This is a genomic window from Urechidicola vernalis (assembly GCF_031846385.1).
Lineage (GTDB): Bacteria > Bacteroidota > Bacteroidia > Flavobacteriales > Flavobacteriaceae > Urechidicola > Urechidicola vernalis.
In genome coordinates this window covers 457,764-483,790 of record NZ_JAVRHV010000001.1, presented here as the reverse complement: position 1 = coordinate 483,790, position 26,027 = coordinate 457,764, and the positions used below count along the sequence as shown (strand labels likewise).

Here is a 26,027-nt window from a genome sequence, read left to right as displayed (position 1 = left end):
CTTTATAGTAATATATATCCATGATTCAATAGATTTTAGCACTATTTATATAATTTAAGTCTATATAATTTCAGATTAAATGGCTTTCTAATTTTGTACCTTAGTGCAGAAGAAATTTAAAAAATAAAGTTATGGCATTTGATATTGAAATGATAAAGTCGGTTTATGCTAGAATGGCAGATCGGATAGACTCTGCAAGAAAAGTAGTTGGAAAGCCTTTAACGCTTTCAGAAAAAATATTATACAACCATCTTTGGGAGGGAATCCCAAGATCGGGATTTAAACGAGGGAAAGATTATGTAGATTTTGGGCCAGATAGAATAGCATGTCAAGATGCTACTGCTCAAATGGCGCTATTACAATTTATGCAAGCAGGAAAAGAGAAAGTAGCAGTGCCAACAACGGTACACTGCGATCATCTTATTCAGGCTAAGGAAGGAGCAGCCATAGACTTAAAGCATGCGAATGATGTAAGTAGTGAGGTGTTTAATTTCTTAGAATCAGTATCTAATAAATATGGGATTGGATTTTGGAAACCAGGAGCAGGAATTATACACCAGGTAGTCTTAGAGAATTATGCATTTCCAGGAGGAATGATGATTGGAACGGATTCTCATACCGTAAATGCTGGTGGATTGGGCATGTTAGCCATTGGAGTTGGTGGAGCTGATGCAGTAGACGTTATGGCTGGTATGGCGTGGGAGTTGAAATTCCCAAAATTAATAGGAGTGAAGTTAACGGGAAAATTATCTGGGTGGACGGCTCCAAAAGATGTAATTCTAAAAGTAGCTGAAATTCTAACGGTAAAAGGAGGGACTGGAGCCATTGTAGAATATTTTGGACCAGGCGCTACCGCAATGTCTTGTACAGGTAAAGGAACAATTTGTAATATGGGTGCCGAAATAGGAGCAACTACTTCTACATTTGGTTATGATGCATCAATGGAAAGATATTTACGTTCTACAGAAAGAGCCGATATTGCAGAAGCAGCAAATGAAGTAAAAGAGTATTTAACGGCGGATGCTGAAGTATATGAGAACCCTGATGCATATTTTGATCAAGTAATCGAAATAAACCTATCAGAATTAGGACCGTTGTTAAACGGGCCCTTTACTCCAGACTTGTCTACTGAGGTTGGTTCAGATATGACTCAAAAAGCAAAAGATAACGATTGGCCAATAAAAGTAGAATGGGGATTAATAGGTTCCTGTACGAACTCGTCTTATGAAGATTTATCTAGGGCGGCTTCAATAGCACAGCAAGCATTGGATAAAGGCTTAAAAACGAAAGCCGAATTTGGAATAAATCCTGGATCGGAACAAGTTAGGTATACTGCAGAAAGAGATGGAATTTTACAAGTATTCGAGAAACTAGATGCTAAAATATTTACAAATGCTTGTGGACCTTGTATTGGACAATGGGCGAGATATAATGACCCGAAAAACGCTCCTAAAAACAGTATTGTACATTCATTTAATAGAAATTTTGCGAAGCGTGCCGATGGGAACCCGAATACACATGCGTTCGTTGCGTCACCAGAGTTAACGGCGGCAATCGCTATTGCAGGAAGATTAGATTTTAATCCGTTAACCGATAGTTTAATAAATGAGAATGGCGAAAAAGTGATGTTAGAAGAACCTTCTGGATGGGAGTTACCTCCTAAAGGTTTTGAGGTTAAAGAGAATGGGTATTTGGAGCCTTTAGAAGATGGAAGTGGGGTAAATGTTGCAGTAAATGAAACTTCTCAGCGCTTACAAATGTTAACGCCTTTTGTTCCTTTAGGAGAAGCAATTATGGGTGCGAAATTATTAATTAAGGCGTATGGAAAATGCACAACAGATCATATTTCTATGGCTGGACCATGGTTAAGATTTAGAGGGCATTTAGATAATATTGCAAATAACACTTTAATTGGCGCAGTAAATGCCTTTAATAAAAAAACCAACTTTGTTAAAAATCAATTGGATGGTTCTTACGGAGGTGTGCCAGATGTACAACGAAAATATAAAGAAGCAGGTATAAAAACAATTGTAGTTGGTGATCATAATTATGGAGAAGGATCTTCTAGAGAACATGCGGCCATGCAGCCAAGACATCTGGGAGTTGCTGCCGTTATTGTAAAATCATTTGCTCGAATTCATGAAACCAATCTTAAAAAACAAGGTATGTTAGGACTGACCTTTGCCAATGAAGGTGATTACGATTTAATACAAGAAGATGACATATTCAATTTTGTTGATTTGGATAAATTTTCTCCAGGAAAACAATTAACATTAGAAATAATACATTCTGATAAATCGGTTGATATGATTAAATTAAATCATACATACAATCATGGTCAGATAGAATGGTATAAGGAAGGTTCGGCATTGAATTTAATTAAGAAGGAGAATGCTTAATTTCTAGTAATATATAGTAATACAAAAAACCTCATAACATTAAGTTGTGAGGTTTTGTAATTTTAACGACTAAACAATAGAAAATCAAACTTAATCTCTTTTATGAAAAACATTTGGTACTTAGAATGTGTAAATCTCTTTAAAATATTATGTCCTCATAAGTTTGGCGCCTACAAAGAGACTCATGATTTTAATCATTACAACAAAACCGATTACATATATTTTACTGATGATTCAGCAAACAAGGTATATCTAATTAATGAGGGTAAAATTAAATTGGGATATTATACTGAAGACGGAGAGGAAGTAGTAAAAGCAATACTTTCCAAAGGAGAAGTGTTTGGAGAGAAAGCAATATTAGGGGAAGAAAAGAGAAATGAGTTTGCACAATCTTTGAATAACAAAACTTCTATATGCCCTATTGAAGCCGAAACGCTGCAAGAATTAATTTTAGATAATAAGAAATTTGCCCTAGGTTTTTATAAGTTAATGAATTTTAGAATTAAGAAATTAGAACGTAGACTTCAGTTATTGCTTTTTAAAGATGCAAAAACGAGGTTGCAGGAATTTCTTCAAGAGTTATGCGATGATTATGGATATGATTGTCCAGAAACAGGGCATAAAGTTATTATACACCCTTATACACAAAAAGATATTTCTTCACTTATTGGTACTTCAAGACCAACTCTTAATATAATTATGAATGAGTTAAAAGAAGAAGGATTGTTGAACTTTGATAGAAAAAAAATAGAATTACTTCAGGCTTAATTTAAGAAGTGTTAGATACCTAACATTTTATATCGAATGTGACATTTAGATTTGTAAGTATATAATTTAAACTTAATTACAATGAAAAAAATGTTGCTTTTGGCCTTTGTTGCCTTCGGATTTTTAATGGTTAGTTGCGATGATGATGACGATATTGTTATTGTTCCTAACGCAGGTACTATTGCTGGTGGACCCTTTACTTTTATAGTTGACGGTACGGCAGATTATGTAAGCGGAATAACTACTGATCCTAATGCGGTTGGAACAAATAGTTCTTTTGTAATAACAGACGATCAAGGTCTTATATTGGGACTTCCGCCAACATTAGAAGCCTTAGAGGGCGTCAATTTTGATGGAGCAGGAACAGGTATTTGTCTAATTTGGTATTTGCGTTTTGAAGATGATATTACGGGTGCTGAAGTGGGTATGAATGCAAATGACTTAGGCGGTACTTTTGATTTGTCTAATTCAATAACTGTTACTAGGCTAGGTGCTCCAGAAGCAGGAACGATTACAGGTGGCCCTTTTACATTTATAGTTGACGGTACAGAAGATTATGTTAGTGGTATTGCTACTGATCCAGATGCCGTTGGTTCAAATAGTTCTTTTGTAATAACGGATGATCAAGGGGTTATTTTAGGCCTTCCGCCGACAATGGCAGATTTAGAAGGTGTAAATTTTGACGGTGCTGGTGCAGGTGTATGTCTTATTTGGTATATCCGATTTGAAGATGATTTGACAGGAGCAGAAGTTGGAATGAATGCTAATGATTTAGGAGGAACATTCGACTTATCAAATTCGATAAGGGTAACAAGAATCGCAGAGCCTATGGCAGGAACATTATCAGGAGGACCCTTTACATTCTATATTGACGGAACTCCAGATTATGTAACCGGAGTGACTCCAGATGCCAACGCAGTAGGAACAAATAGTACATTCGTAATTACCGATGACCAAGGTAAAATTTTGGGACTTCCACCAACAATGGCAGATTTAGAAGGTGTTAATTTTGATGGTGCAGGAACGGGTACTTGTTTAATATGGTATCTTCGATTTGAAGATGGTTTAATGGGTGCAGAAGTAGGGATGAACGCCAATGATCTAGATGGAATATTTAGTTTATCAAATTCCATATCCGTAAACAGATTAGCAGGACCAGTAGCAGGGACCTTATCAGGTGGTCCATTCACTTTTTGTGTTGATGGAACAGTTGACAATGTAAGTGGAATAAGTACAGATGCAAACGCAATGGGAACTAATAGTACCTTTGTAATTACGGATAACACTGGTAAAATTTTAGGGCTTCCACCAACAATGGCAGATTTAGAAGGTGTTAATTTTGACGGCGCAGGTGCTGGTGTTTGTTTAATTTGGTATTTACGCTATGAAGATGGATTAACTGGAGCCGAAGTAGGAATGAATGCTAATGATCTTATGGGTGTATTCAGTTTGTCAAATTCAATTGTGGTAACTCGAAATATGCCAGAAGCAGGAACATTAAGTGGAGGGCCATTTACATTTACTATTGACGGAACACCAGATTACATAAGTGGAATAACTACTGATGCAAATGCTATGGGAACTAATAGCACATTTGTTATTACAGATGATACGGGTGAAATTTTGGGGCTACCAGGAACAATGGCAGATTTAGAAGGAGTTAATTTTGATGGAGCAGGAACCGGAGTTTGCTTAATTTGGTACTTGCGCTTTGAAGATGGTTTAATGGGTGCTGAAGTTGGTATGAATGCGAATGACTTATCCGGATGTTTCAGTTTGTCAAATTCTATTACTGTAACAAGGAATTAATAATCATACATATTTAGTTAATAGCGTACCTTAGTTTAAGGTGCGCTTTTTTTTTGAGTACTTTTGTAATTGATTCAACTTAAATACTACTAAGTGCAGACAATTCAAATTTATGAAATTTAGTAAATCCCAAAGGTCAAATTTTATTCTGTTTTTAATTATTGCAGCACTCATATTTACTCCTATAGGTGGAGTGATGAAGGAGTATGCTTCAAAATTTAGAGCAATGATTACAACAATTGATACAGAAGATAACCCCGTGGTATTAAAAAGTTATAATTGGACTTTAAAAGGTTTAAACACAGAGAATATAGATTTTAACGATGCAAAAGGAAAAGTTGTATTTATTAATTTTTGGGCTACTTGGTGTCCACCTTGTAGAGCAGAAATGCCCAGTATCCAAAAGTTATTTGATACGTATGCTGATAAATTAATGTTTGTTTTTGTTACAAGTGAACAAAAGGATGTAGTTAATAGATTTTTGGAGAAAAAGAATTATTCTTTGCCATCATATAATGTGAGATCTTTAACCCCTAAGGAATTTAAGGTATCGAGTATCCCAGCAACGTATATTTTAAATAAAAAAGGAGAAATAGTAGTTCATAAGGTTGGCCCAGCAGATTGGAACAGTGATAGCCTTAGAAAGTTGTTAGATGAATTGATTGAAAAATAAAAAATCGCTAAAAATTGAATTCTCAGCGATCTTTTAAAATGTTTCTAATGTTTTTGTCATACTAACTTTGTTTTACAATTTTTAAAGGCATTATATAAACTTCACCTCTTTCGATTCCGCTTGCTACAACGTTTTTGTAGTTTAATTTACCTTTTACAATTGCGTCAACACGAGTACTTTTTGAATCTACTGAGATTACTACAACTTCATTTTCATCATTAACTATAAATGATACAAATGCAGTTAAGTTCGTTTCCTCATCAAACTCTTCTAAACTCCCCATTAATTTTACAAGTTCTGCTCTTAATTGATTTTTGTGTGCTGTTTTGGTTGGTGTACTAGCAAATGCTGTTGCTCCCACAAACAATGTCAACATCATTGCTGAAATAATTACTTTTAAGTTTTTCATGATTTAGTTTTTTTAGTTAAACGTTATATCAAATAGACGATGATTTCTCTGATTTGTTGCAGTAAATCAGAACTTTAGCAAAAGTTTAACGATTATTAACAATTTTTAGGTTAATTATTGTTAAATCATTAATCCTTAATATTCTCAATATATATAAATCTCTATTTTCTTTAATCTTATAGAGATTTAAAAATGGCCTTAACAGGGACTATTTTTGTGTTATTACAAAAAAAATCCGCTAAATTGGTATTTAGCGGATTTCAATGTGGTTTAGTTTACGTAGCAGTCTAACTATCCTTTTCAATTTTTAAAGGTACGCTGTAAATTTCTCCTCTTTCAATTCCAGAAGCCTTTACAGTTTTATAGTTCAATTTCCCTTTTACAATTTCTCTAACTAGAGAACTTTTAGAATTTACAGAAATGACAACAACTTCATTTTTTTCATTTATAATAAATGAAACGCTGGCTGTTATTTCACTTTCTTCATTCACTTCTTCTAAATTTCCTAATAATTGAACAAGCTCAGATCTTAGTTGTTGTTTTTGATTTGTTTTAGTTGATGGATTTGCATAAGCAAAAGATCCAATGAATAAAGTTAATGCAATTGTTGAGATAAATACTTTTAAATTTTTCATGATATGATTTTAGTTATTAGTTTAATTAATGTTATATCAAAAAGACGTCTCAAGAATATTTTTGTTGCAGACAAAATCTACTTTGGGAAAAGTTTAACAATTAGAGTGAACCCTTATAAAGTTCTTCTATACTTGTAACCAGCAGGTTACAGCCGTGTTTTATTTCTTTGTCTGAAATTGTTAAAGGTGGTGTAATTCTAATGGCCTTTCCTTCAAACAATAGCCAAAACAACAACAAGCCTTTTTCTAAGCAACGAAGAATAATTTTTGAGGCTAATTCCTCATTGTCAACTATTATGGCCAGCATTAATCCTTTTCCTCTAATTTCTTTTATGGCTGGATGAATTAATAAGGAGCGAAACAAGGCCTCTTTTTCTAAAGTAGCAGAAATTAGATTTGTCGAAGTTACTTCCTTAATTGTAGCCAAAGCAGCAGCCGCAATCACTGGATGTCCTCCGAAAGTTGTAATGTGCCCAAGTTTTGGCTTATCTTTTAAGCACGACATTATTTTATGAGAAGATATAAAGGCACCAATTGGCATACCTCCACCCAATCCTTTACCGGAAATCACAATATCCGGAACACAATTGTAATTTTCGAATCCAAAGAACTTACCTGTACGACCAATTCCAGTTTGTATTTCATCCAGTATTAAGAGTGCACCAACTTGATTACAACGATTCTGCACCTTTTTTAAGTAATTGTTTGTGGGCTCGATAAAACCTGCTCCACCTTGTATGGTTTCAATAATGACTCCTGCAGTATTCGTAGTAATTTTTTCTAAATCGAGTTCATTATTAAACTCAATAAAATCAATACCTGGTATTAAAGGACGAAATGCCTTGTTTTGTTCTTCGACACCACATACGCTCATTGCACCTTGAGTATTGCCATGATAGGCATTTTTACAAGCAATTATTTTACTTCTACCCGTAAATCGTTTCGCTAATTTTAAAGCACCTTCGGTTGCTTCTGTTCCTGAGTTTGTTAAATAAGTAGTGCTTAATTTTTCAGGAAGATGTTTAGCTAGTTCTTTTGTAAATTCTAATTGTGGATTCTGAATAAACTCACCATATACCATTACATGGGTATATTTTTCGAGTTGATCTATAATTGCTTTTTTAATTTTAGGATGATTATGTCCTAAACTATTTGCTGATACACCGGCTATGAAATCTAAATATTTTTTGTTGGAAGCGTCATATATGTAAGATCCATCTGCATGAGAAACTTTCAGTGAAAGTGGGTGAGGAGAAGTTTGTGCTTGATATTTTAGAAAGTCCTCTTGCACTAATTTTTTATTTTATTCTTTTCTAGATTACTTAGGCTGTCTTGCTTTTGTATCATAGCCTTCATTTCTAACTCTTGTTTTCGTTTTTTTTCACCATCTCTAAGAGCTTTTTGTTTTTCTTCGCGTTCTCTAATGCGATCTTTTTGGATCATTAATTCGTCACCTGGATCATGTATAAAAATTTCTTCCTTGCTCGTAGGTCGTTCACTTTCTCGCCAATGAAACCCTTTAAATTTACGATCGTTTACATGAATTTCTTCTTCAGGATATATTTTTCCATCAGGTTTTCCAATATATCCTATCGTCTTTATGTTATTTTTTTCTAGGGTAATATGAATATTACTAGCTCTAGTTTTATCAATTCCAATTAATTCCTGTTTATCATTTCTAACATATTGTAATGTTTCAGCATTTCCAAGAACATCAATAATACGAAGATCATTTTCTTTAAATTTACCTAGAATTTTTCTCCCTTTGGTTTGATTGAATCCTGCAGAATCAATTTGAATCATAAAGGCATTCCCTAATATTTTTAAAGAATCTAATTGTTCTGTTTCTGAATTAGACAAAAAATGAATTACATCACCTGTTAACTGACTTTCTTCGGCCCACAAGATAGGTTTTCTAAACATTTTTGTTAATCCACTTGCTTGAACACTTACTAAAGAATCACATTTACCTTGTAAATCCTCTTTGAAAATTTTAACATGATGGTATGCTCTAACAATTCTATTATCTGATTTACCTGTAACCAATAACGTATCTCCATGAATATATAAAGAATCATTTTCAATAAGTGAAATAGCCTGTGCTTTCTGAATTACGAAAGCAGAATCTAATGTTCTAAAGAACTCGCCATAACCACCTTTTAAAATGCTATTGTTAATAGTGTCTGTAATCTTTATATTTCCCGTCGCAGATGAAAAACTGGTTGCTTCATTGTAAAACAAACTATCACCTTCAATTAATCTGTCCTCATATTTTATCCATGAGTTTTTTGTAAGATGAGAAATCTTTGTTTTGGTATTATGAAAACCTTTTTCAGTGTAAACAACACTGTCATCACCTGTAATTGTTGAGGGTTTATATAAATAGGCTTTTCCAGTTTCGGTAAAATATTCTAAATGATCAGTTTCTAATGTCTGATCCGGATTTACAACTGTAACATTAGTAAAGGCTTGAAATCTTTTAGCATCTAAATAGTAATTACCTTGTTTACTATTTAATACATTAATACTGTCTTTAATCGTTCCATAATTTCCATAGAATAGATGTTGTTTTGCCCTGTCGAAGTTCAGTTTGTCTGTGGTAAGCGTCATTGTAGGGTCTTTAAGAACAACATTACCCCAAGATGTGGCAAATTTTTTGTTACCGTCGTAATTGGCAAAATCGCTTGTTTGATGTACCGAATCTCCTTGGTTTAACACTACATTCCCCATAGCTTCTAAGAAATTTGTTTTTTTGTTTAAAACAACTCTTTCACATTGTATAGTAGCTCCATTAATTTCAACAAAAACATTTCCCGTTGATACAGTAGCATCTGGATTATTTTTATCTGGATAAGTAAAATCAGCATTTATCACATTTAATTTCGTCGTTTTTTGTGCAAAAACTGTAACTGAAAAACATAATAAAAGAAGTAAAATATAGCGCTTCATAAATGGTGTCTCTTCCGGAAACAAATCTAACATATTTAATGTTAATTATTCCATTTTATTGTTTTGTGATGTTTTAAATTAAAAAAGGTTTCCATTATACTAGAAACCTTTTTTATATATAAAATTGTCTTTAATCAACAATTAAAATTTTATCTGATAATAGTTTGTTTTCTATCTGGTCCAACAGAAACAATTTTTACAGGTACTTCAACTTCTTTTTCTACAAAAGCAATATAGTCTAATAAGTTCTGAGGTAATTCATCGGCAGAAGTCATTTGTGTTAAATCATCTTCCCATCCTTTAAACTCTGTATAGATTGGTGTGATATTTTCTTCATCTATATTGAATGGGAAATGAGAAATTTCTTCTCCTTTATATTTGTATGAAGTACATATTTTTAAAGTATCAAAACCTGAAAGAACATCACCTTTCATCATCATTAGTTGTGTAACTCCATTTACTTGAACAGCATACTTTAAAGCCACAATATCTAACCATCCACAACGTCTTGGTCTACCAGTAGTAGCGCCAAACTCGTGACCAACTTTAGCCATACGTGCACCATCCTCATCAAATAACTCTGTAGGGAAGGGGCCAGACCCAACTCTTGTTGTATACGCTTTGAAAATACCGAATACATCGCCTATTTTGTTTGGAGCAATTCCTAAGCCCGTACAAGCGCCAGCCGCTGTAGTATTAGAAGAAGTTACAAACGGATAGGTTCCAAAATCAATATCTAATAAAGAACCTTGAGCACCTTCAGCAAGAATAGTTTTTCCATTTTTCATGGCATTGTTCAAATATTCTTCACTATCAATAAAGGTCAATTCTTTTAATCTTTCGATTCCTTTATTAAATTCTGCTTTCAATTCATCTAAGTTGTATTCCAATTCAATTCCATGGAAATCAAGCATTTTTAAATGCTTTTGAGTTAAGTTATCAAAACGTTCTTCCCAATTAGCCATTTCTAAATCTCCAACACGTAAACCGTTTCTTCCTGTTTTGTCCATATATGTTGGACCAATACCTTTTAAAGTCGAACCAATTTTAGCCTTTCCTTTAGATGCTTCTGAAGCCGCATCAAGCAAGCGGTGTGTAGGTAATATTAAATGTGCTTTTCTAGAGATTAATAACTTTGAATTAAAATCTAAATTAAATTTGTCCAAATTGTCCAATTCATTTTTGAAAATTACTGGATCAATAACAACTCCATTACCCACAACATTTACTGCTGTTTTATGAAAAATTCCTGAAGGAATGGTATGAAGAACATGTTTGTGTCCATCAAAAATTAAGGTGTGTCCAGCATTTGGACCTCCTTGAAAACGTGCAATGATGTCATAATCTGTTGTTAATACATCAACAATTTTTCCTTTTCCTTCATCGCCCCATTGCAATCCTAATAATAAATTTACAGCCATTGTGTTGTGTTATGCGTTGTTGTTTTCATCCTTTTTAGTTCCGTAGAAATAAAGCGAATGAGAGTGAATATTTATATTAAATGTTTCTTCTATTGTTTTTTTGATAATCTGAATTCTTGGATCGCAAAATTCCATAACGTCACCCGTATCTGTTAAAATAACATGATCATGTTGTTTGTCAAAAAAAGATTTTTCATAATGTGCCTGACTTTGGCCAAATTGATGTTTTCTAACCAAACCACATTCCAATAATAATTCGATGGTATTATATAAAGTAGCACGAGAAACACGGTACTTTTTATTTTTCATATTGATATACAAAGATTCGATATCAAAATGTTCGGTTAAATTATACACTTCTTGGAGTATAGCGAAGCGTTCAGGAGTTTTACGGTGCCCGTTAGATTCTAAGTATTTAACAAATACATCACGAACAATTGCTTGATTATCTTTGTTATCAATCATATTTTATATGTAGTAAAACAAAAAGACAAAATTAATGTAAATTTTTAGAGTAGAACTTGAAAAATGGGAAATAATTTAACCTTTTAAACTAATCCTATTATTGCTTGTAAATTCGTTCAACTTTTTCGATTCCATCAATCTTTTTAATGTTTTCAGTTAATTTCTTTAATTGTTGGTTATTCTTAACACTAATTGTAATTCGACCATCAAATACACCATCCGATCCGCTAATATTTAAATTATGAATGTTAACATGCATATTGGTTGATATTACACGAGTTAATTGACTCACCAACCCAAATTTATCGGTACCACTTACATGCAAAAACACGTTAAAATCTTGCTGTGTGGAGTCAATCCATTTTGCTTGCATAATTCTGTAAGCGTAATTTGCTTGAAGACTTACTGCATTTGGGCAATCTTTTTTATGAACTTTAATTCCTTCATTAATGGTTAAAAACCCAAAAACTTTATCTCCTGCAATAGGATTGCAACATTTTGCTAATGTATAGTCAAGTTGTTCTTCTTCTTTGCCGAAAACTAACATGTCGTAGTTTTCGTTAATTTCTTCTTTATGAATTGTTGCCGCGTCTGGTGTATTACGCATTCGCTTTTTAAAGAAGTTAAAGAACGCATTACTTCTTTGGGATGCAAACTCTTTTAATTGATTATTTTCTATAGAACCATTACCAACCCTAAAAAATAAATCTTGACTTGTTTTAAGTTTGAAATAGCCGACGAGCTCATTTACTAAAGGTTCGTTTAAGGTTAATTTTAGAGAGCGTAATTTACGCGTTAACACTTCTTTACCTTCTTTTGCAATTTCTTTTTGCTCTTCTCTCAAAGATGCTTTAATTCTAGCTCTAGCTCTTGCTCTTGCCGTTACAACAAAATCTAACCATCTAAGTTTAGGTTTTTGCTGAGCAGCCGTAATAATTTCTACTTGATCACCACTTTTTAAAACGTGATTGATAGGTTTTAATTTACCATTTATTCTTGCTCCTCTACAGCGCATTCCAATTTCTGTATGAATAGAGAAAGCAAAATCTAGAGCCGTAGCGTTTGATGGCATTGGCTTTAAATCGCCTCTAGGTGTAAAGATGAAAATTTCGTCGGCATATAAATTTAATTTAAAGTCCTCAACAAAATCAACAGCGTTAACATCTGGATTTTCTAAAGTTTCTTTTAGGCGATTTAACCAAGTATCCAATCCACTTTCTTTTTCCGAAGCATTTTTGTATTTGTAATGTGCTGCATACCCTTTCTCCGCGATTTCATCCATTCGTTCAGATCTTATCTGAACTTCAACCCATTTACCTTGTGGTCCCATTACTGTAATATGCAATGATTCATATCCTGTTGTTTTTGGTTGAGTAATCCAGTCTCTTAGTCGAGTTGGATTAGGTTGAAAGTGATCTGTAACAATCGAATATATTTTCCACGCATCAAACTTTTCTTGTGTCTGTTCCGATTTATAAATGATTCGAATTGCAAACTTGTCATAAATCTCATCATAAGAAACACTTTGAGCCCTCATTTTTCTTCTGATAGAGTAGATAGATTTGGTTCTACCTTTAATCTTGTATGAAAAACCTTCTTTTGTTAGCGAGGTCTTTATAACCTTTGAAAAGGATTTGATATATTTTTCTTGGTCTTCTTTACTATCTTCAATTTTTCCTAAAATGTCATTGTAAACTTCAGATTCAGTGTATTTTAATCCTAAGTCTTCTAATTCCGTTTTAATGTTGTACAATCCAAGTCTATGAGCCAAAGGAGCATAGATATAGAGCGTTTCAGAAGCAATCTTTTGCTGCTTGTATTCTGGCATTGCATCCATTGTTTGCATATTGTGCAAACGGTCTGCAACTTTTATTAGAATTACACGAACATCGTCATGTAATGTAAGAATCATTTTTCTAAAATTCTCTGCCTGAATGGAAGCATCTTGTTCCTTACTTAACCTTGATATTTTAGTCAAGCCATTAACAATTCTAGCGACGGTTTCACCAAATTCTCCTTCAATATCTTCTAAAGTATAGTGAGTATCTTCAACAACATCATGTAAAAGAGCAGCAACAATTGAAGTCGGCCCGAGGCCAATTTCATAGGCAACAATCTTTGCAACTGCAATTGGATGATATATATAAGGCTCACCCGTTTTGCGACGTTGGTCGCTATGCGCTTCTAGTGCGCGTTCAAATGCCTTTCGAATATCTTTCTTATCCTGTGTAGTTAATCGTTGGTAAGTACCTTTTAGTAAATCCTTATACCTAGCCGCAATTTCCTTATTTTCTTCTTCTATAGATACGGTATATGCCATAGAATAAAAGTAAGGGAAATTATTAAATTAACAAGTTAAAATAATTAGTTTTTGTCCATTAAATTCACAACGCGTTCTCTTAATGTAGGGTGAGAATAATGCATAAAAACATAAGCTTTATGAGGTGTTAAATTGCTTAAACTATTCTTTGATAATTTTTTTAAGGACGTAATTAAGGGTTCAGACGCAAAATGTTCCTTTGCGTAATTATCTGCCTGATATTCAAATATTCTAGAAATGTAATTCATGATTAGCCCCGTAATTTCTGATATTGGACTATACAGAATTCCAAATGCAATTAGACCAATATGAAAACTATGTTGAGTGTTTAAGGCTTCTGACAACAGTGGATTGCTGATTAGCAAAGACAGAATAAATAGAGTAAGTCCTGTTAAAATTATCGAGGCAATTAGATTAAATATGGTATGTTTTCTTTTGTAATGACCAACTTCATGTGCAAGAACAGCGACTATTTCGTCCGTATTTAAATCGTTTATTAAGGTGTCATACAACACAATGCGTTTGGTTTTACCAAATCCAGCAAAATATGCGTTGGCCTTGGTTGAGCGTTTGGATCCATCAATGACAAATATCTTGTCTAATTTAAAGCCAACTTTAGATGCAAAAGTTTCAATTTGACTTTTTAATCCTCCGTCTTCTAGAGGTGTTTGTTTATTGAATAAAGGCACTATTAATGTTGAATAGAACATGTTCATAAATAGTGTTACAACGGCAATAAGAACCCATGTATAAACCCAGAAAAGAATTCCAGTAATATTATAAAACCAAACTATTAAAGAAAGAATTGCTCCACCTATGAATGCAGTCATCAAAAGTCCTTTAAGTTTATCTAACCAAAATAGTTTTTTGGTTGTCTTGTTAAACCCAAATTTTTCTTCTATTACAAAAGTTTTATAATATGAAAAAGGAGTTGTTAGGATGTCACTTCCAATCATAATAATACCAAAAAACATGAGCGAAATTAAGATAGAATTTGAACTAAATGATCGTGCATATTCGTCTACAATTCTAAATCCGTCTAACAGGAAAAATGTAATAGTTAAAATTATTGAAAAAGTAGATGTTATTGACCCGAACTTAAAGTTTTCCATCTTATACAATTGAGATTTATTGTACTCCTCTTCATCATAAACATCAGCAACTTCTTCTGGCAGTGCATCAGCAAAATGTTTAGCGTTTAAAAATGACAATAATTTATCGAAAATAAAATTAACAATTATTATTGCTATGAGTATATAGAAAAGTGATTGTGCGTTGAACATATTAAATTTTATCGTGCTTTAATTATGGAATAATTGACTGTAAAAATTAGATAAATTTTCGTTGTCTTTTGGCTTCATAGATTAGAATTCCAGCAGATACCGAAACATTCATAGAATCGATCTTGCCCAGCATTGGAATAATAATGTTTTTGTCTGAATTATTTAGCCATTGATCTGATAAGCCTGTGGCCTCGGTACCAACGACAATAGCCGTCCCAAAAGTATAATTTTGAGAGGTGTAGTTTTCTGAATCTTCTTTCAATGCTGCACAGTAGATACGAATGTTTCTTTCTTTTAAAAAGGTAATAATTTCCGATGTAGTCCCTGTCGCTACGTTATTGGTAAATAAGCATCCAACACTTGAACGAATGATATTAGGGTTATTCATATCTGTTCTTGGGTTTGCAATAATAAAGGCATCTACATTGGCCGCATCTGCTGTTCTCAGTAATGCACCAATATTGCCTGGTTTTTCTGGAGCTTCGGCTACTACGATTAAGGGAGATTCTGGTGAAAGTTTTAAATTGTTCAATCCTAAATCTTTAGATTTGGCAACGGCAATTACTCCCTCGGTAGTACTTCTGTACGCAATTTTTGAATAAACATCGTTTGAAACTTCTATCAACTCTAACTCTTTAGTATCAATGATTTGTTTAATAGTCTCTAGAGAAATTAACGAGGGTTCAAAAAGTATTTTTTCAATAGAATATCCGCTTGTAGCTACCAATTCCAATTCACGTTTTCCTTCTATTAAAAAACGCCTTGATTTTTTACGAACCTTTGATTTTTCTTTTAGAAGAACTAAATCTTTTATAAGTTGGTTTTGAAGACTTGAAATCTGCTTAATCATACGCCAAAAATACGGTAAAATAGATTAAAAGATTTGTTAAAAAAGTTTATTGTCTAACCCTAGTTTTTCAAGTTTTGAATTGTCTAAAAATAAAACTTCTAAACCTAAAATAAATCTCCAACGATTTACATTGAGTCTGCTGTATTGTTCATTCGGGTCAGTTACGTTTAAAGGTATACTATTTAATTTTAATTTATCTGTGTTTCCTCTAGAATAGACGGTTCCAAGAATAAAATTAGCCCATTTATGAGATACATTTACCCCAAAACCAACATGATAATAATCCGTTTCATAATTAAGGTCTTTTGAGGCGTTCGGATATTCTATGGAGTCGATTTGAACAAAAGGGGAGAAATCAGTAGAAAAACTACCGTAAGCATTTAATTTTTCAGACACAAAAAATTCACCTCCGACACCAAAATTTACCGTTGGCTTTAGTTCTTCAACAAAACTAATTGTAGGCAAGTCGGTTTCTGTTTCACTTTCCAATATAGGAATTTCAATTTTCGTATATGGATTTACACCAACATTGTAACTTAAATTAGCATGTATCTGATGCTTTTTAATAGGGATGCCAACACCTGTAGAAATACCAAATGGGTATTTTCTCTTAGTGTTTACATCTTCGAATTGGTTAAAAGTAAAAATATCATTTTCATCTGAGAAACCGGACAAATATTCCTCGTATTTAAATTCTCCATCACCAAAAATTTCTATATATGGAAGGTCAACATTTACACCTATTTCAACCTTTGGTAAAACCCAAGCAGCCGCTATTTTTCCAAAAAAACCATATGATTTTTGTTCGAAATAAACGAGATTATTATAACTAGAAACGGCGTTAGATTCACTAATTGCATTTAGATCTTCTGAATATCCATTTTCAAATTTGTAGGTTGAAAAGAATAGGGATGCTCCTATACTAAAATTTGAAGCTATGGATTTAGCCCAAGAGCCACCATACCAATTTTCGCGTAATTGATTGTTTATTCTTGTATCATTTATGTATTTAGAAATCTCATAATCAGAGTTGAAATAATCATTTTCTTCAATTTTACTATTGTAACCTACAGAAAGATCTGATCTATTCCTAGAAAAGAACGTATAGGCAAATTGATGGCCTTCTAAGGACTTAATTTTAAATGTTCCAGCAATCATACTTGGTACTCCATCAAAATTTGAAGAAGATAAGTTATTGCCATCTAATGTTACGTTATCTAACTTGACATTGGTTAGTTGAAACATTTTGGCATTGATTAAAAAAACAGGGTCCTCAATAAGGGCTAATCGAGCAGGGTTATAGTAAGTAGCTCCTAGATCATCAACGCTTCCAGTAACATTTCCATTTAATAAAATAGACCTGTTTCCAAAATTTTCAAATTTATAATTCCTCTGTGAAAAAGTTAGACTGACCATTAAAATAGTCAAAATAAAGGTGAGAAAATTCTTGTGCGCCATTGATTCTTTAGAAAAATTTTATTGGTTCAAAAGTAAATAAAAAAAAGCCGTGTATAAACACGGCTTTTTAGTTTTTTGATGAAGACCTTAATCTTGGTTTTCATATTTATTCATATACCTTTTCCAAAGTTCAGTTTGATGTGTTTCCAAACTTAATTTTCGACCTTGAATAAAAGCATGAGACAAATTGTTAGTCCTCATATCTAATGCATCTCCTTCTGACACAAAAAGAGTAGCATGTTTACCAACTTCAAGTGTGCCCACGATGTCATCTATTCCTAAAATTTTTGCAGCATTAGAAGTAATTAATTTTAAGGCATCTTCTTTGTCCATTCCATGCGCAGCACAAGTACCTGCATAAAATGGTAGATTTCTAGATTGCATACGTTCCATTTGGCCCTCTATACCAATGGCTACAGTAACGCCTAAGTCTGTTAAGATTCCTGCTCTTTTGTATGGGAAATTAACATCTTCATCATTATGAGAAGGAAGAGAGTGCGACCTATCTATGATAACTGGGATGTTGTTTTTTACCAATAAATCAGCAACTAAATGAGCATTGTTTCCATGAACAATGATCAATTTTGAAATACCCATTTCTTTGCAGAAATTTACGGCATCAGTAATTTCCTTTACACCACCGGCATGTACAAAAAATCCTTGTGAGCCGTCAAATAACCCTTTCATAGATTCAAAAGGTAAATTTCTAGGTGTTTGACCTCCTTGTAAATACGCCTTTGCTTCGTTAAAGTATGTTTTTAACTTGGTTAGATTCGCAGAGTATGATTTATCATGTGTTGGTCCACTTTCTTCACCCATCCATGTTCTACCATTTCTAATTGCCGATGGCCAATTCAAATGGATACCGTCATCAACTTTTATAGCAGCGTCTTCCCAATTCCAAGCATCAAACTGAACTATTGAAGAAGTTCCAGAAATAGTACCACCTCTAGGTGTAACCTGTCCCATTAAAATTCCATTAGGTCTTAATGACTCTGTTACTTTAGATTCAGCATTATAAGCAATAATACTTCTAATATGCGGAAGCATAGATCCGGTTTCATCAATGTCACTAGATGCTCTAACGGCATCAACTTCTACCAATCCACTTGTAGTGTTTGATGCAATAAAGCCAGGATAAACATGCTTGCCTTCAGCATTAATAACTTGATTAAAATCATTTTGATTCGCAGTGGCGGTGGCTCCTACAAATGATATTTTACCATTATCAAATCCAATAGCGGCGTTTTCTATAACCGTTCCGTTTCCAATATGTGCAGTAACACCAGTTATAAGTATAGATTCACTTTGAGTTAAACCAGGTGTTTGCTGTGCCAATATTTGTGAACTCACAAACAAAAAGGCTAAACTTATTTTTAAAATTAATTTTTTCATCTTCTTAAATTTGTTTGTCTAAAGAATCACAATGTAAAAGTTCTTTCACTTTCTTTTTAGGAAGTTGCGTTTTCATCCCTTTGTTCTTCTCTTGAAGCATCATGTTAATTAATTCGTTTCGTTCTGTTTTAACGTCATTAATCAATTGTAAATCTCTTTCACTATCATAATAAACAACTCCTTCAATCATCGTTTGCTCAGCCTTTGTGTAAATAGACATTGGGTGACCGTTCCAAAGCACTAAATCGGCATCTTTTCCAACTTTTACACTACCAACTTTGTCATCGATATGTAAAAGTTTAGCAGGATTTAAGGTTACGAATTTCCAAGCCTCCTCTTCAGAAACTCCGCCATATTTAACAGCTTTTGCCGCTTCTTGATTTAAACGTCTAATCATTTCTCCATCATCTGAATTAAACGCTACCGTTACACCTTGACTGTGCATAATTGCACCATTGTATGGTATGGCATCATTTACTTCGTATTTATAAGCCCACCAATCAGAGAATGTAGAACCACCAACACCGTGCTCTTTCATTTTATCAGCAACTTTATAACCTTCTAAAATGTGTGTGAATGTATTGATGTTAAAATCAAACTTTTCAGCAACTTTCATCAGCATGTTAATTTCTGACTGCACATAAGAGTGGCAAGAAATAAAACGCTCTTTATTTAAAATTTCAGCCAAAGTTTCTAACTCCAAATCTTTTCTATATGGTTTTCCACTTTTCTTTAAAGCATCATACTCCTTTGCCCTTTGAAAATAATCAATATATAATTGCTCAACTCCCATTCGTGTTTGTGGAAAACGATAACTAGTGGTAGAGCGAGATTGCTTTACATTTTCACCTAATGCAAACTTGATGAATTTTGGACGATCTTTATAGAGTAATCCATTTGCAGATTCACCCCATTTTAATTTAATCAATGCAGACCTGCCACCAATTGGATTCGCTGAACCATGTAGAATTTGAATCGTTGTAACACCACCAGATAATGTTCTGTAAATACCGATATCATCAGGGTCTATTACATCTTCAATTGTTACTTCCGCTGTCGAATTATGACCTCCCTCATTAATTGATGAAGCTGCAATATGCGAATGTTCATCTATAACTCCAGATGTTAGATGCTTGCCCGTTGCATCAACAACCGTTGCACCCGAAGCTTTTAAGCCTTGACCAATCTTTGAAATTTTCCCATCCTTAACCAATACATCGGTATTTTCTAATATACCCTCACTTTCATTGGTCCAAACTGTTGCATTTTTATATAGCGTCGTTTGCTGAGTAGGTTTGTTGGTAAATCCGTAAGCGACATTAGGGAAGGTTAGAGGTTTAACAATAGGTGATTCTTGACTTTTTTTAGAGTCTTTCTTTTTCTCCTTATTACCTTCAACTTTAGTTGCCGTCCAGCTTGTTGTATTACCATTTGCCAAAGTACCTTTACCTGTTAATGCAGAGTTATCAGGAGCAGCTGCTGTTAACCGTACAAATTCTGTTTTAGACTCGTTTAGTGGGTTGAACAGCAAATTCACCCAACCATCTTTATAGTTGATAGATGAAGCAATTTTTAAAGAATCCAACTTCAGTTCAGATTTTAACTTAGAAAGTTCACCAGAAACATTCAGTGTGTACTTCTTTCCATTTAATGCAAGTTCATAGTTTCCTCGAATATCAACTAATTCTTTATTGGTGATTACATTTTTTGAACCCTGAACCCAGTTCTCATACAAAATTGTATTCTTTTCAAAAATTTCATCTGATGTAATTAAAAAGTTGGCGTAACTACCAGGATTTAAAGAGCCAATTTCATTACTCTTTCCTAAAATTTTGGCTGGAACAGTAGTTAGAGCAGCTAAGGCTTTTTCTTTATCTAAACCATACTCAATTGCTTTTAATAAGTTTGTTTTGAATGACTTAATAGATTTTAAATCAGCCGTAGTCAATGCAAACTGCACATCATTTTCTGCAAGTACTTTTAAATTGCCCGGAGCTTGATTCCATTGGCGCATATCTTGTAAGTTTAACAAGGCCGCCATTTCTGGGTTGCTTACATCATATGGTTTAGGGAAGTTTATTGGTACAATAAAGTTGGCTCCAGATGCTTTAATTTCTTCTATTGCCTCATATTCGAATCCACTTCCTTTTATAGTATATGTCAAACCAAATTCTTTACCGATTTTTGCAGCTCTTAAAGTATTATCAAGACTGTTTCCTTCAAAAATAATTGGTAAACTTTTATTAGAGTTTAAAGCCTCTAATGCTAAATCTTTCGTTTTAGAATGTCCGCCAGCATACCAGTCAGCATCATAATAAGCCTGACGAATCAATGCCATTGAACCCATAACGGAATATGGATAACCTTGAGGACTTTTTACAGATTTTGAAAATGATAAATGTTGTGTAGCATCTGTTTCTAGTACACCATTGTTTGGTGTTAAGGCTGCAATAATTCCAGTACCTCGCATAATTCCATCTTGCTGATGGCTGCTAACAACTCCAAATCCAGCGGTCTGTAATTCCTTTGCTTTTTTAGCATCGAATTTGTAATCTTCAAGTCCGCGTTGGTCCGTTAAAATGTGGTCATTCCAATAATAGCCTTTCCTTGTAGCATCGTATTGCGGTCTTCTACTTGATGAGGAAGGTCTTTTAGATTTTGCAATTCCAAAGTTGCTATATAAATCGATAAAAGAAGGGTAAATATGCTTCCCATTTAGATCGATTACAATAGCATTTTTAGGAATGTCTAGATTTGTTCCAACCGAAATAATTTTTTCATTTTGGATAATCAAAGTTCCATTTTTTATGAAGTTTGATGGATCGGTATGGATTGTGGCATTTGTAAAAACTGTAATAGAATTGTTAATTGTTTTTACAGAAGTGTTTGTAGGAAAATAATCCTGTGCTTTTATAGATGTTATTATAAAAATAAATAAACACCCTAGCAGAAGTTTTTTCATGTAGTTGGTTTTAAATTGAACGCTTAAAATTATGAAAATTGAGTGGAATGCAAAGCGATTGTTAATAAGAAATACATTTTGTTAATCCTTAAAGAAAGAATCGAATTCTTTATTGAAGTTTAAAAGTATACCAACCATAAAATTATAACTTTTAATTCCAGATTTTTGATGATTAGCCTTCAAATATTGATTAAATATAGATTTAAATAACGGCTCAAATGGATTGTTGTATTTTCTCCAATGCTTTTGTGATTCTATAATATTTTTTATAACACCTTTATGTATTGTCTTTATAATTGCTTCGTAAGATTCCTTATCATTTCTATATAGATCATTTAAGGCATATCGCAAAGCCAAGTAATAACCAGAATATTGAAAATATAAATCGTCATTATGTATTGCAGCAAGTACACCAATAAAATTAGCTTCATTTTCAGCTGCATAGCCTAGTTGATGTGCAACTTCATGACAACTCGTTGAAGGGTAAGAAATTTGAGGTGTGTTATAATTAACCTGTGCCTCTCCAGTAAATGGATTTATATAGCCCGAAAAGCCCATATAACTTAGAGGTAAACTTATAATTGAATGTTTAATTGATGAGAAAGAATAGCTTGAATTTATTCCATAGATATCCATTTTAGTGTAACCGTTATGAGTCATTTTATATAATTCTTTCTTTGAATATGGTATGGTCACTTTTACGCTGTCATTAGAAGTGATTTCTAATTGCAAATCATTGACTTTTAAAGCCAGTTTTGTCGTAAACGCAATTAATTCCTCAGTTGAATATTTTGTTGATTTTAATTGGAGGCTTTCGGAAATTGGAGGTCTTAAATAGTTGAATCCCCAAAAAAGATGAAATGCAAAATAAAAGTGCGATAATATACCTAGTATCTTAAGAAGTCTAACTCTTCTTATTTTAAACGAGACAAATAAAAATTGTACAACTTTATATGTTAAAACCAAATAAAAGAGGTCTCCAAAAGAAAAAGGCAACCCTCCTAAAAGGAACCTAAAAGATTCTGATATATAAAGGTAAATTCCATTTGAATAAAATCGTTCTACAAAAATTGGTTTTGAACTCAAATATTGAACTAGCACCCACTGAACAGGAAGAAATAACACCCAAAACCAATAATATCTTCTGTTTTTCATCGTTTCAAAAATAAGAAATATATCAGTTTGTTCTTTACTAATAAGTTGTTAACAAATATGTTAGTTATGAACAAATTCTGTGTACAAATAAAACTGGTTTTAAACCTCTAAATAAGCACATAAAAATTACATTTGTTGCTATGGAAAATATCAAGCCCTTACGCTCAAATTCTTTTAAAAAATCAAATGTAATAAACCTTGAAAAAGGAAAATTACCACCACAAGCAGTAGAACTAGAAGAAACTGTATTAGGTGCTATGATGATTGATAAAAAAGGGATTGATGATGTAATTGATATTTTGCATCCAGAGGCTTTTTATAAAGAATCTCATCAGGCCATATACAGTGCAATTTACACGCTGTTTCAAAATTCAGAACCAATTGATTTAAAAACAGTTTCTAATCAATTAAGAAAAGATTCTAAATTAGAATTTATTGGTGGAGACTTTTATTTAATTGGATTGACCCAAAAAGTTGCGTCATCAGCGCATATAGAATTTCATGCTCGTATTATTCTTCAAAAATTTATTCAAAGAAAGTTGATTACGATTTCTTCTGAAATTATTGAAGAAGCATATGACGAAACTAAGGATGTTTTTGACTTGTTAGATGATGCTGAGGGTAAATTTTTTGAAGTAACACAAGGGAACCTTAAGAAAGGATCTGAAGATGCGGCAAGTTTGGTGCAGTCTGCTATTAAAAAGATTGAAGAAATTTCACAGAAAGAGGGTATGAGTGGGGTTGCTACTGGTTTTACAAAATTAGATGCATTGACTTCAGGTTGGCAACCTTCAGATTTAATTATTATAGCTGCACGTCCTGGTATGGGAAAAACTGCATTTGTAATTTCTATGGCTAAGAATATGGCCATTCAATTCAATCATGCTGTGGCCGTATTTTCATTAGAAATGTCATCAGTTCAGTTAATTACCCGTATGATATCATCTGAAACCGGAATTTCTTCTGGAAAGTTAAGAACTGGAAGTTTAGAACCGCATGAGTGGGAACAGTTGAATGTTAAAGTGAAAAATTTAACAAAGGCGCCTATTTTTATTGACGACACGCCTTCATTATCTATTTTCGATTTAAGAGCAAAAGCCCGTAGATTAGTTTCACAACATGATGTAAAATTATTGGTTATTGATTATTTGCAATTAATGACTGCAGGTTCTGCTTCTAATGGAAATCGAGAGCAAGAAATCTCGATGATTTCTAGAAATTTAAAAGCCTTGGCTAAGGAGTTGAATATTCCTGTAATTGCACTGTCGCAGTTATCGCGTGCAGTGGAAACAAGAGGAGGAAGCAAAAGACCATTATTGTCAGATTTACGTGAATCTGGTGCCATTGAGCAAGATGCAGATATTGTTTCATTTATTTTTCGCCCAGAATATTATGGGCAAACAGAATGGGATGATGATGAGCATTCGTCATGTGAGGGGCAAGGAGAGTTTATTGTCGCTAAACACAGAAATGGTGGATTGGATAATATTCGATTGAAGTTTACAGGTGCCTTAGCCCAATTTTCAGATTTAGAAGAAGGATTTGGAACGGAGTTTCAATCTAAAATGAATACGATTCCAGAAAGTGCACAACATGTAAACCCAAGTGACGCTTTCGGAGATGACGGTGGCGAAGTGCCCTTTTAATATTCATAAATAATTCTTAACATTTATTTTTTTTACACATCTTCAATTTTTGATGCTTATATTCGTGACTTATAATTGAATCTTTTGAAAATTAATCAGTTTAAATCCTTATCTCAATTTCTAACGACACTTTTTATTTTCGTGTCGAGTTCAGTATTTGCGTCCTTTATTTATATACCTATGGATGCTGATTTGCAAAAGAATCATTTAAAAGCATACGGAATTACCTATTGGACTTTAGAATTAGGTTTTAAAGCACAATGGCTCTTAAACTATGAGGGCGGATCTTTTCTGCTAGAGCATACAAAGGAAATTGAAAATGAATGTAAAATTAGAGGGGTTTCTTTTGAGGTAATATCTGATTTGAAGGCAGAAAGAATTTTAGAAGAAATCGCAAGTCCATCTAAAAACATGGAGGCGGTCGTATTAGAGAAAGCCCCAAAAATTGCTGTGTATTCGCCAAAAAGTAAGAAACCTTGGGATGACGCCGTAACAATGGTTTTGACCAATGCGGAGATACCGTTTGATGTAATTTATGACGAAGAAGTTTTAGAAGACAAGTTGCTGTTGTATGAATGGTTGCATTTGCATCATGAAGATTTTACAGGACAATATGGTAAGTTTTATGGAGCCTATAGAACTGCTCCTTGGTATATCGAAGAAAAGAGATCTTTAGAAGAACTCTCAGGTAAATTAGGATACTCAAAAGTTTCAGAAGAGAAACTGGCAGTATCAAAAAAAATTAGAGATTACGTCATAGGAGGAGGGTTTATGTTTGCGATGTGTTCGGCTACCGATAGTTTTGATATCGCTCTGGCTGCAGATGGTGTTGATATTTGCGAATCTATGTTTGATGGTGATCCATCAGAAAATAATTATCAATCGAAGTTGAACTTTAATAACACCTTTGCATTTACAAATTTTGAACTCGAAAGAAGCCCGACTGTATATGAGTTTTCATCTATTGATATGACTAGAAAGCGGCGTGTAAAGAGAACGAGCGATTACTTTTCATTAATGAACTATTCAGCAAAATGGGACCCGATTCCCACAATGCTCTGTCAAAATCACACCAATTTAGTAAAAGGTTTTATGGGGCAAACGACAAGCTATGATCGGAGCACTATTAAATCAAATATTTTGATAATGGGTGAGAATAAAACGAATGGTGAGGCTAGGTATATTCATGGAACTAAAGGTAAAGGAATGTTCACTTTTTATGGAGGTCATGATCCTGAAGATTACAGTCATAGAGTCGGTGATCCGAAGACAGAGTTAGATTTGCACCCCAATTCACCTGGTTATAGGTTAATTCTGAACAATGTTCTTTTTCCTGCAGCGAAAAAGCAAAAGCAAAAAACATGATTTTTTTGTTAAAACCCTGTGTATAATAATGCAAATTAATCTTTGTGCAATAATACATTTCAATT

Annotated in this window: 19 protein-coding genes; 6 read left to right on the top strand and 13 right to left on the bottom strand. The window is 33.4% G+C overall.

Features of this window, described 5'->3' with window-relative positions:
- Positions 1-131: 131 nt before the first annotated feature.
- From RM519_RS02135 to RM519_RS02120, 4 genes are all read left to right on the top strand, one after another.
- Positions 132-2,399 carry an aconitate hydratase gene (locus RM519_RS02135; protein WP_311591856.1) on the top strand — a complete coding sequence of 756 codons (2,268 nt, stop codon included), beginning with the start codon at positions 132-134 and terminating at the stop codon, positions 2,397-2,399.
- Between the two features lie 102 nt (positions 2,400-2,501).
- Positions 2,502-3,167 (top strand): Crp/Fnr family transcriptional regulator, encoded by a 666-nt coding sequence (locus RM519_RS02130; protein ID WP_311591855.1) that lies wholly within the window; start codon positions 2,502-2,504, stop codon positions 3,165-3,167.
- Positions 3,168-3,248: 81 nt separating this feature from the next.
- The gene (locus RM519_RS02125) at positions 3,249-4,976 is read left to right on the top strand and encodes a hypothetical protein (protein ID WP_311591853.1); all 1,728 of its coding nucleotides are present in this window, start codon (positions 3,249-3,251) and stop codon (positions 4,974-4,976) included.
- Between the two features lie 112 nt (positions 4,977-5,088).
- A complete protein-coding gene (locus RM519_RS02120; protein ID WP_311591852.1) occupies positions 5,089-5,649 on the top strand; it encodes a TlpA family protein disulfide reductase in 561 nt (186 codons plus the stop codon).
- A 61-nt stretch (positions 5,650-5,710) separates the two neighbouring features.
- On the opposite strand, the gene RM519_RS02115 is transcribed toward RM519_RS02120, so the two are convergent.
- The 13 genes from RM519_RS02115 to RM519_RS02055 all read right to left on the bottom strand — a co-directional run bounded on the left by RM519_RS02115 (position 5,711) and on the right by RM519_RS02055 (position 22,951).
- Positions 5,711-6,058, bottom strand: coding sequence for a hypothetical protein (locus RM519_RS02115; protein WP_311591851.1), 348 nt, complete (start codon positions 6,056-6,058; stop codon positions 5,711-5,713).
- A gap of 287 nt (positions 6,059-6,345) precedes the next feature.
- Positions 6,346-6,693 carry a hypothetical protein gene (locus tag RM519_RS02110; protein ID WP_311591850.1) on the bottom strand — a complete coding sequence of 116 codons (348 nt, stop codon included), beginning with the start codon at positions 6,691-6,693 and terminating at the stop codon, positions 6,346-6,348.
- A 100-nt stretch (positions 6,694-6,793) separates the two neighbouring features.
- Complete coding sequence (locus RM519_RS02105) at positions 6,794-7,984, bottom strand: aspartate aminotransferase family protein (RefSeq protein ID WP_311591849.1); 1,191 nt, start codon at positions 7,982-7,984, stop codon at positions 6,794-6,796.
- Positions 7,984-9,675: an OstA-like protein gene (locus RM519_RS02100; protein ID WP_311591848.1), complete on the bottom strand. Its 1,692-nt coding sequence runs from the start codon at positions 9,673-9,675 to the stop codon at positions 7,984-7,986. The genes RM519_RS02105 and RM519_RS02100 overlap by 1 nt, the downstream gene beginning before the upstream one ends.
- A gap of 116 nt (positions 9,676-9,791) precedes the next feature.
- A complete protein-coding gene (locus RM519_RS02095; RefSeq protein WP_311591847.1) occupies positions 9,792-11,063 on the bottom strand; it encodes an adenylosuccinate synthase in 1,272 nt (423 codons plus the stop codon).
- Between the two features lie 9 nt (positions 11,064-11,072).
- Positions 11,073-11,525: a Fur family transcriptional regulator gene (locus tag RM519_RS02090; protein WP_311592550.1), complete on the bottom strand. Its 453-nt coding sequence runs from the start codon at positions 11,523-11,525 to the stop codon at positions 11,073-11,075.
- A gap of 100 nt (positions 11,526-11,625) precedes the next feature.
- Positions 11,626-13,848 carry a RelA/SpoT family protein gene (locus RM519_RS02085; RefSeq protein ID WP_311591846.1) on the bottom strand — a complete coding sequence of 741 codons (2,223 nt, stop codon included), beginning with the start codon at positions 13,846-13,848 and terminating at the stop codon, positions 11,626-11,628.
- Between the two features lie 44 nt (positions 13,849-13,892).
- Complete coding sequence (locus RM519_RS02080; RefSeq protein ID WP_311591845.1) at positions 13,893-15,131, bottom strand: M48 family metallopeptidase; 1,239 nt, start codon at positions 15,129-15,131, stop codon at positions 13,893-13,895.
- Between the two features lie 46 nt (positions 15,132-15,177).
- Positions 15,178-15,981, bottom strand: a complete 804-nt coding sequence (locus RM519_RS02075) for a TrmH family RNA methyltransferase (protein ID WP_311591844.1) — start codon at positions 15,979-15,981, stop codon at positions 15,178-15,180.
- Positions 15,982-16,017: 36 nt separating this feature from the next.
- Positions 16,018-17,397 (bottom strand): hypothetical protein, encoded by a 1,380-nt coding sequence (locus tag RM519_RS02070; RefSeq protein ID WP_311591843.1) that lies wholly within the window; start codon positions 17,395-17,397, stop codon positions 16,018-16,020.
- 129 nt (positions 17,398-17,526) lie between these two features.
- Positions 17,527-18,834 (bottom strand): amidohydrolase family protein, encoded by a 1,308-nt coding sequence (locus tag RM519_RS02065; protein ID WP_311591841.1) that lies wholly within the window; start codon positions 18,832-18,834, stop codon positions 17,527-17,529.
- 4 nt (positions 18,835-18,838) lie between these two features.
- A complete protein-coding gene (locus tag RM519_RS02060; RefSeq protein ID WP_311591840.1) occupies positions 18,839-21,796 on the bottom strand; it encodes an amidohydrolase family protein in 2,958 nt (985 codons plus the stop codon).
- 81 nt (positions 21,797-21,877) lie between these two features.
- The gene (locus tag RM519_RS02055) at positions 21,878-22,951 is read right to left on the bottom strand and encodes a DUF3810 domain-containing protein (protein WP_311591839.1); all 1,074 of its coding nucleotides are present in this window, start codon (positions 22,949-22,951) and stop codon (positions 21,878-21,880) included.
- 140 nt (positions 22,952-23,091) lie between these two features.
- Here RM519_RS02055 and dnaB point away from each other — a divergent pair, with 140 nt between their 5' ends.
- Complete coding sequence (gene dnaB / locus RM519_RS02050; protein WP_311591838.1) at positions 23,092-24,597, top strand: replicative DNA helicase; 1,506 nt, start codon at positions 23,092-23,094, stop codon at positions 24,595-24,597.
- 180 nt (positions 24,598-24,777) lie between these two features.
- Positions 24,778-25,962, top strand: coding sequence for an asparagine synthetase B (locus tag RM519_RS02045; protein WP_311592549.1), 1,185 nt, complete (start codon positions 24,778-24,780; stop codon positions 25,960-25,962).
- Positions 25,963-26,027: the final 65 nt, after the last annotated feature.

What these genes read in the sequence shown, in the direction of transcription:
- RM519_RS02135 (WP_311591856.1), top strand. Translation starts at nt 132, where the DNA reads ATGGCATTTGATATTGAAATGATAAAGTCGGTTTATGCTAGAATGGCA.
- RM519_RS02130 (WP_311591855.1), top strand. Translation starts at nt 2,502, where the DNA reads ATGAAAAACATTTGGTACTTAGAATGTGTAAATCTCTTTAAAATATTA.
- RM519_RS02125 (WP_311591853.1), top strand. Translation starts at nt 3,249, where the DNA reads ATGAAAAAAATGTTGCTTTTGGCCTTTGTTGCCTTCGGATTTTTAATG.
- RM519_RS02120 (WP_311591852.1), top strand. Translation starts at nt 5,089, where the DNA reads ATGAAATTTAGTAAATCCCAAAGGTCAAATTTTATTCTGTTTTTAATT.
- RM519_RS02115 (WP_311591851.1), bottom strand. Translation starts at nt 6,058, where the DNA reads ATGAAAAACTTAAAAGTAATTATTTCAGCAATGATGTTGACATTGTTT.
- RM519_RS02110 (WP_311591850.1), bottom strand. Translation starts at nt 6,693, where the DNA reads ATGAAAAATTTAAAAGTATTTATCTCAACAATTGCATTAACTTTATTC.
- RM519_RS02100 (WP_311591848.1), bottom strand. Translation starts at nt 9,675, where the DNA reads ATGTTAGATTTGTTTCCGGAAGAGACACCATTTATGAAGCGCTATATT.
- RM519_RS02095 (WP_311591847.1), bottom strand. Translation starts at nt 11,063, where the DNA reads ATGGCTGTAAATTTATTATTAGGATTGCAATGGGGCGATGAAGGAAAA.
- RM519_RS02085 (WP_311591846.1), bottom strand. Translation starts at nt 13,848, where the DNA reads ATGGCATATACCGTATCTATAGAAGAAGAAAATAAGGAAATTGCGGCT.
- RM519_RS02080 (WP_311591845.1), bottom strand. Translation starts at nt 15,131, where the DNA reads ATGTTCAACGCACAATCACTTTTCTATATACTCATAGCAATAATAATT.
- RM519_RS02075 (WP_311591844.1), bottom strand. Translation starts at nt 15,981, where the DNA reads ATGATTAAGCAGATTTCAAGTCTTCAAAACCAACTTATAAAAGATTTA.
- RM519_RS02070 (WP_311591843.1), bottom strand. Translation starts at nt 17,397, where the DNA reads ATGGTCAGTCTAACTTTTTCACAGAGGAATTATAAATTTGAAAATTTT.
- RM519_RS02065 (WP_311591841.1), bottom strand. Translation starts at nt 18,834, where the DNA reads ATGAAAAAATTAATTTTAAAAATAAGTTTAGCCTTTTTGTTTGTGAGT.
- RM519_RS02060 (WP_311591840.1), bottom strand. Translation starts at nt 21,796, where the DNA reads ATGAAAAAACTTCTGCTAGGGTGTTTATTTATTTTTATAATAACATCT.
- RM519_RS02055 (WP_311591839.1), bottom strand. Translation starts at nt 22,951, where the DNA reads ATGAAAAACAGAAGATATTATTGGTTTTGGGTGTTATTTCTTCCTGTT.
- dnaB (WP_311591838.1), top strand. Translation starts at nt 23,092, where the DNA reads ATGGAAAATATCAAGCCCTTACGCTCAAATTCTTTTAAAAAATCAAAT.
- RM519_RS02045 (WP_311592549.1), top strand. Translation starts at nt 24,778, where the DNA reads ATGGATGCTGATTTGCAAAAGAATCATTTAAAAGCATACGGAATTACC.